6 protein-coding genes are annotated in these 6,180 nt (G+C 32.6%); 4 read left to right on the top strand and 2 right to left on the bottom strand.

The window, feature by feature from the left end; translation table 11 throughout:
* The first annotated feature begins 165 nt into the window (after positions 1-165).
* The 4 genes from thrS to rplT all read left to right on the top strand — a co-directional run bounded on the left by thrS (position 166) and on the right by rplT (position 3,391).
* On the top strand, positions 166-2,106 hold the full coding sequence (gene thrS, locus QZZ53_RS12530; RefSeq protein ID WP_296385175.1) for a threonine--tRNA ligase: 1,941 nt from the start codon (positions 166-168) through the stop codon (positions 2,104-2,106).
* A gap of 63 nt (positions 2,107-2,169) precedes the next feature.
* A complete protein-coding gene (infC, locus tag QZZ53_RS12525) occupies positions 2,170-2,685 on the top strand; it encodes a translation initiation factor IF-3 (RefSeq protein ID WP_296385173.1) in 516 nt (171 codons plus the stop codon).
* Between the two features lie 61 nt (positions 2,686-2,746).
* Positions 2,747-2,944 (top strand): 50S ribosomal protein L35, encoded by a 198-nt coding sequence (gene rpmI, locus QZZ53_RS12520; protein ID WP_038530922.1) that lies wholly within the window; start codon positions 2,747-2,749, stop codon positions 2,942-2,944.
* 102 nt (positions 2,945-3,046) lie between these two features.
* On the top strand, positions 3,047-3,391 hold the full coding sequence (rplT, locus tag QZZ53_RS12515; RefSeq protein ID WP_296385167.1) for a 50S ribosomal protein L20: 345 nt from the start codon (positions 3,047-3,049) through the stop codon (positions 3,389-3,391).
* 204 nt (positions 3,392-3,595) lie between these two features.
* On the opposite strand, the gene QZZ53_RS12510 is transcribed toward rplT, so the two are convergent.
* Both QZZ53_RS12510 and QZZ53_RS12505 read right to left on the bottom strand, forming a co-directional pair.
* On the bottom strand, positions 3,596-4,861 hold the full coding sequence (locus tag QZZ53_RS12510; protein ID WP_296385165.1) for an asparagine synthetase B: 1,266 nt from the start codon (positions 4,859-4,861) through the stop codon (positions 3,596-3,598).
* 84 nt (positions 4,862-4,945) lie between these two features.
* Positions 4,946-5,980 carry an AI-2E family transporter gene (locus QZZ53_RS12505; protein ID WP_296385163.1) on the bottom strand — a complete coding sequence of 345 codons (1,035 nt, stop codon included), beginning with the start codon at positions 5,978-5,980 and terminating at the stop codon, positions 4,946-4,948.
* Positions 5,981-6,180: the final 200 nt, after the last annotated feature.

The raw sequence follows: 6,180 nt of genomic DNA, 5'->3' as shown, positions 1-6,180 counted from the left end.
ACCACTACTCTATTCTTATCGCTATATGAAAAAGATATAGCAAATAACTCAACACTTATACTCTCTCTTTGTAAATAAAGAACATCCTTAATATTAATAGAAACTTCACTTTGTCTATTATATATATAGGTATATCTTTGCATGCTAAAATTTATACTATATATAATGATTAAAATTACTCTACCTGATGGTTCTGTTCGGTCTTTTGACAAAGATGTAACTCCACATGAAGTGGCTGTAGATATTAGCGAGGGTTTTGCTCGTAATGTTATTTCAGCAAAATTCAACGACGTAGTTGTTGAAACCACCACTCCATTAACCGAAGATGGTAGCCTTACTTTATATACATTTAGAGATAATGCTGGTAAGAAAGCGTTTTGGCATTCATCTGCTCACGTTTTGGCTCAAGCATTAGAGGAATTGTATCCTGGTGTAAAGCTTTGGGTAGGTCCCGCTATTGACAATGGATTTTATTATGATGTTGACCTTGGTGATGGCACAATTTCTGAAAAAGACTTTAAGGCGATTGAAAATAAGATGATAGAAATAGCTCGAGGAAAGCACGACTTTAAAATGCGTGATGTTTCTAAAGCAGAAGCTCTATCCTATTATATAGATAAAAACGACTATAAGGTTGATTTAATTGAAAATCTTGAAGATGGCACTATTAGTTTCTGTGATCATTCGTCTTTTACAGATTTATGTCGTGGTGGTCATATCCCAAATACCGGAATCATTAAAGCTGTAAAAATACTGAGTGTAGCTGGAGCTTATTATAAAGGTGATGAGAACAATAAACAATTGACTAGGGTTTATGGTATTTCATTTACTAAACAAAAAGAGCTTACAGAATATCTTCATTTATTAGAAGAAGCTAAAAAACGTGATCATAGAAAACTTGGTAAAGAATTAGATCTTTTTACTTTTTCACAAAAAGTTGGCCAAGGATTGCCACTTTGGTTACCTAAAGGAGCAGATTTACGTGAGCGCTTAGAGAACTTTTTGAAAGCAGCTCAGAAAAAAGCTGGTTACGAAATGGTCGTTACACCGCACATAGGAAGTAAAGAATTATATGTTACTTCTGGACATTATGCTAAATATGGTGAAGATAGTTTTCAACCTATAACAACTCCTTCTGAAGGTGAAGAGTTTTTATTAAAACCTATGAATTGCCCTCACCACTGTGAGATATACAATAGTAAACCGTTTTCGTACAAAGAACTACCGAAACGTTTTGCTGAGTTTGGTACTGTTTACAGATATGAACAGAGTGGTGAATTACATGGATTGACACGAGTTAGAGGCTTTACACAAGATGATGCTCATATTTTCTGTACACCAGACCAATTAGACAAAGAATTTAAAGAAGTTATAGACTTAGTTTTATACGTTTTTGGATCATTAGGGTTTGAAAACTTTACTGCTCAAGTATCATTAAGAGATCCTGAAAAGCCAGAAAAATATATTGGTAATGATGAGAATTGGAAAAAAGCTGAAGATGCTATTTTAAATGCAGCTATAGATAAAGGCTTAAATTATATAGTAGAAACTGGTGAAGCAGCTTTTTATGGACCTAAGTTAGATTTCATGGTTAAAGATGCTTTAGGAAGGCAATGGCAATTAGGCACAATTCAAGTAGATTACAACTTGCCTGAGCGTTTCGATTTAACCTACAAAGGTAGTGACAACGAAATGCATAGACCTGTTATGATACATCGCGCCCCCTTTGGAAGCATGGAGCGTTTCATAGCAATATTATTGGAACATACTGGCGGAAACTTCCCGCTTTGGTTAATGCCAGAGCAAGCAATCATTATCTCAATAAGTGAGAAATATGAAAAATACGCGGAAAAAGTTTTAAATTTGCTAGAAAATGACGAAATTCGCGCCCTCACAGACAACAGGAATGAAACTGTAGGTAAGAAAATTCGTGAAGCTGAAATACAAAAGTTTCCGTTTATGATTATCGTAGGTGAACAAGAAGAGAAAGACAATACAATAACTGTACGTCAACATGGTGGTGAAGACCTTGGCACAATTACTGTAGAATACTTTGTGAAAATCGTAAAAGATAAAGTAAATAAAAGTTTAAAAACTTTTAAATAAATAACGTTTAACTTAAATATATAAGTCATAGCAATACGTAGAAGAAGGAATTTCAATAGACGTGTGGTCCAAGAGGATCAACACAAAATTAATTCTAAAATTAGAGCTGAAGAAGTTCGACTTGTTGGAGATAATGTGGAGATAGGTGTATATCCTACTAAACAGGCTCTCAGCATAGCAGATGAACAAGGTTTAGATCTTGTAGAGATTTCGCCTAATGCGAAACCACCTGTTTGTAAAGTAATGGATTATAAAAAATTCCTTTACGAACAAAAGAAAAGAGATAAAGCTTTAAAATCTAAGGCAACCAAAGTGGTTGTTAAAGAGATTCGTTTTGGTCCACAAACCGATGATCATGATTATGAGTTTAAGAAAAAACATGCCGAGAAGTTTTTAAAAGATGGTGCAAAGCTTAAAGCTTTTGTATTTTTTAAAGGACGTTCGATTGTTTTTAAAGAACAAGGTCAAATCTTATTATTAAGATTAGCTCAGGATCTTGAAGAATATGGCAAGGTTGAACAAATGCCTAAGCTTGAAGGTAAACGTATGATTATGTTCATTGCACCTAAGAAAAAATAAAAAAAAGCTGTTGATTCAGCAAAACGATAATAAGCGAAACGTAAATTAAAAATAGGAGAAAATGCCTAAAATGAAAACAAAATCGAGTGCTAAGAAACGTTTCAAACTAACTGGCACTGGTAAGATTAAAAGAAAGCATGCTTTTAAGAGTCATATATTGACAAAAAAATCTAAAAAGCGTAAGCTTAAATTAACTCATGATGGTTTAGTACATAAAGCAGATGAGAACAATATTAAAACATTGTTACGTTTAAAGTAATACTGTTTTAATCGGTTAAAACAAATTATAAACCCTGGAGTTAGGCAAAATTATTTAGCAAGTACCAATTAGGTCGCCTACTACAAAAAAACAATTAAAGAAATGCCAAGATCAGTAAATTCAGTTGCAAAGAGAGCCAGAAGAAAAAAGGTTCTTAAGCAAGCAAAAGGTTACTTCGGAAGACGTAAAAACGTTTGGACAGTAGCAAAAAACGCGGTTGACAAAGCGATGCAATATTCGTACAGAGACCGTCGAGTAAAGAAGAGAACATTTCGTGCGTTATGGATTATGCGTATTAATGCAGGTGCTAGACAACATGGAATGAGTTATTCAAAATTTATGGGTAAATTAAAAGCTAACAATATTGACTTGAATCGTAAGGTTCTTGCTGATTTAGCTATGAATCACCCAGAAGCTTTTGAAGCTATCATAAACAAAGTTAAGTAAGGCTTTTAGCCAAATTAATAACAACATTTCGCTTAAAAAAATCCGATTCGCAAGAATCGGATTTTTTGTTTTATGCGTTTCCATAGATTCCTCAAAAATCTCATCTAGGGAAATTTAAGTTCTTCCGATGCGTTCGTAATGATTGATAATTTAGATTTGAATTTTGTAGAGTAAGGTTTTAACTCTACTATTCATTTACAATAATTAAGTTTTTTGCTTCTTCTTCTTAGCAGCAGGAAATAGTACATTATTTAAAATTAAACGATAACCTGGAGATGTTGGGTGTAAATCGAGTTCCGTTTTTGGGTCACCTACTCTATGTGTGTAATCTTCGGGATCATGGCCACCATAAAATGTAAAAAAGCCTTTTCCTTTTATACCATGAATATATTTAGCTTCACCATTAGTTCTATTCTCTCCCATTACCAAAACATTAGATTTTATCTGATCCCTTGAAAATGATGTTGTCTGTCCCATAAAACCTTTTACCAAAGCTGTATGATTTTGGGTTAACATCGTTGGAATTGGGTCCCATTTTGCAGAATATTCCATTAATGAAAAATAGTCTGTAGTGTAAGGAATCTTACGTTTTTGAGTCATGTCTATCGAAGAGAACTCATAAACATTAGGGTTACGTTCTAATATGTAATCTTTAAAAGCGAAGGTATTAGTAAAATCAATTTTATTCTGATAGCCTGGATCACTGCCATCACCATCAAACATAGGCTCGCAAATATCTACAAGCTCTGCTGATAATGCAATATCAAAACTATCAGTTGCAGAGCACATTGCAAACATAAAACCACCACCAACAACATAATCTCTTATTTTAAGTGCAACATCTAGCTTAGCGTCAGATACTTTATCATATCCTAATCTTTGCGCTAATTCCTCAGCATTTTTCTTCTCCTTAATATACCAAGCTGCAGAACGATAGGTTCTATAAAACTTTCCGTATTGACCAGTAAAATCTTCATGATGCAAATGCAACCAATCGTACAATAACAATTCATCCTTTAAAACTTCTTCGTCATAAATAGTTTCGTAAGGAATCTCTGCATAAGTCAGTACCATTGTTACTGCATCATCCCAAGGCTGTTTTCCATAAGGTGTATAAACAGCAATCTTTGGAGCTTTCTCTAATACTACAGCTTCTTGGTTTACCGCAGGACTTGCAATTTCCGCTAAAATTTGAGTCGCTTTAGAGTCGGAAATAATCTCAAACGATACACCTCTAATCTGGCATTCGCGCTGAATAATCTCTGCATCAGGTAATAAGAAAGAGCCTCCTCTATAATTCAACAACCATTTTACTTTTAACTCGCGTTCAAGAGTCCAATAGGTTACTCCATAAGCCTTTAAATGATTCTCTTGAGTTTCTGCATCCATTGGAATAAGAATGTAGGATGCATAAGCATTAATACTTAAAAATAGTGTGAGAATTATAACAAGAAGATTTTTCAAGCTCATAGGTTTAGAACGAAATATAACTAATTTTTAGTCTGTTCCGTTCAAAATTATAATTCTTTTAAGACAGAAAAAGCAGAGTAAATACTATTCTAATCTGGTCTCATTACCAGAAAGCAGACTGGCAATAACCTTAGTACCTTCAAACTGTTCTAAAATAATTTTGATAAATACTGTGATTGGTATGGCCATAATCAAACCTGGTATTCCCCATAAAAATCCCCAAAACATAAGCATCACAAGAACTGCAATAATGTTTATAGAAAAAGATTTTCCCATAAAAACAGGTTCTAAAATAGCGCCAAAGGTCACTTGAACCAAAGTGATTGAAAGTATAAAAAAGAATAATGTACTTGTTGGATCTAATTCTACAAAAGCAAAAATTGAAAGTAAAATAACAGATATAAATGAACCTACCATTTGCACAAAATTGATGGCAAACGCAAATAATCCCCAAAAAATTGGAAAGCTAACATCAAAGAACACACACATTAATCCTGTAAACAAACCTGTTAAAGCGCTTACTAAAAATTTTACTTTAATAAATTTAATCAAATCTTTTTCAATTTTCATAAAAGCTTTAATAGACGTGTGTTTTCGTTTAAGCAACGTATTATTAAGCAGCTTATGGACATTAATAGATTCTGCCAGCCATAAAACAACAAAGAAAACCGTCATTAAAAGTGAGGTTAAAAACGAATTTAAAAACCCTAATGTAGAACCAAGATTTTCTTTTGCAAAAAACTGACCTATGATATTCTTGTCTTGTTCAAATTCAATACCAAAATCGTCTGAAAGGTACACTTTAAGGTCAGCCATTTTTACTTCAGCTTTGTCTAAAAACCCTGTGTTATTTGCTAAAATCTGTTTACTAGATAATTGAATTAATTCTATACCAATTTTTAAACCACCAGCTACTAAAAGAAGAACTATAATAATACTAAAAACCTTTGGCACTTTACGTCTTCCTAACCATCGCATTATAGGCAAAAATAACAGCGCAATAAACATTGAAAATATTAATGGAACAAATATAAATGATAGTATTTTAAGTAGATAAAATACTAAAGGAATCACTATGATTAACAACAGAATATTAGTTGTTCGTCTTTCGTTTAACATGAGGTTAATTTCTTTTTAAATAGCATTCAAATTTAACTTAAAAACTACTTGTAGAAAAAGAAAGTTAAACTTATAATCTATAGTTTTATTGATTTAACTATTATTTATGATTTTCTTTAATATAATCAAACCATGAATTAAATATATGTACTTTTTCAGTTCCATTAAATTCATCATCTTCTCTGTACATATTGTATGAT

Source organism: Winogradskyella sp. (genome assembly GCF_016744625.1).
GTDB lineage: Bacteria > Bacteroidota > Bacteroidia > Flavobacteriales > Flavobacteriaceae > Winogradskyella.
Note: the sequence above shows the minus strand (reverse complement) of the source record. Positions and strands in the feature narration are given on the sequence as shown.

Excerpts from the sequence above, each read along its gene's own strand:
- rpmI (WP_038530922.1), top strand. The coding sequence starts at position 2,747 with ATGCCTAAAATGAAAACAAAATCGAGTGCTAAGAAACGTTTCAAACTA.
- QZZ53_RS12505 (WP_296385163.1), bottom strand. The coding sequence starts at position 5,980 with ATGTTAAACGAAAGACGAACAACTAATATTCTGTTGTTAATCATAGTG.
- thrS (WP_296385175.1), top strand. The coding sequence starts at position 166 with ATGATTAAAATTACTCTACCTGATGGTTCTGTTCGGTCTTTTGACAAA.
- rplT (WP_296385167.1), top strand. The coding sequence starts at position 3,047 with ATGCCAAGATCAGTAAATTCAGTTGCAAAGAGAGCCAGAAGAAAAAAG.
- QZZ53_RS12510 (WP_296385165.1), bottom strand. The coding sequence starts at position 4,861 with ATGAGCTTGAAAAATCTTCTTGTTATAATTCTCACACTATTTTTAAGT.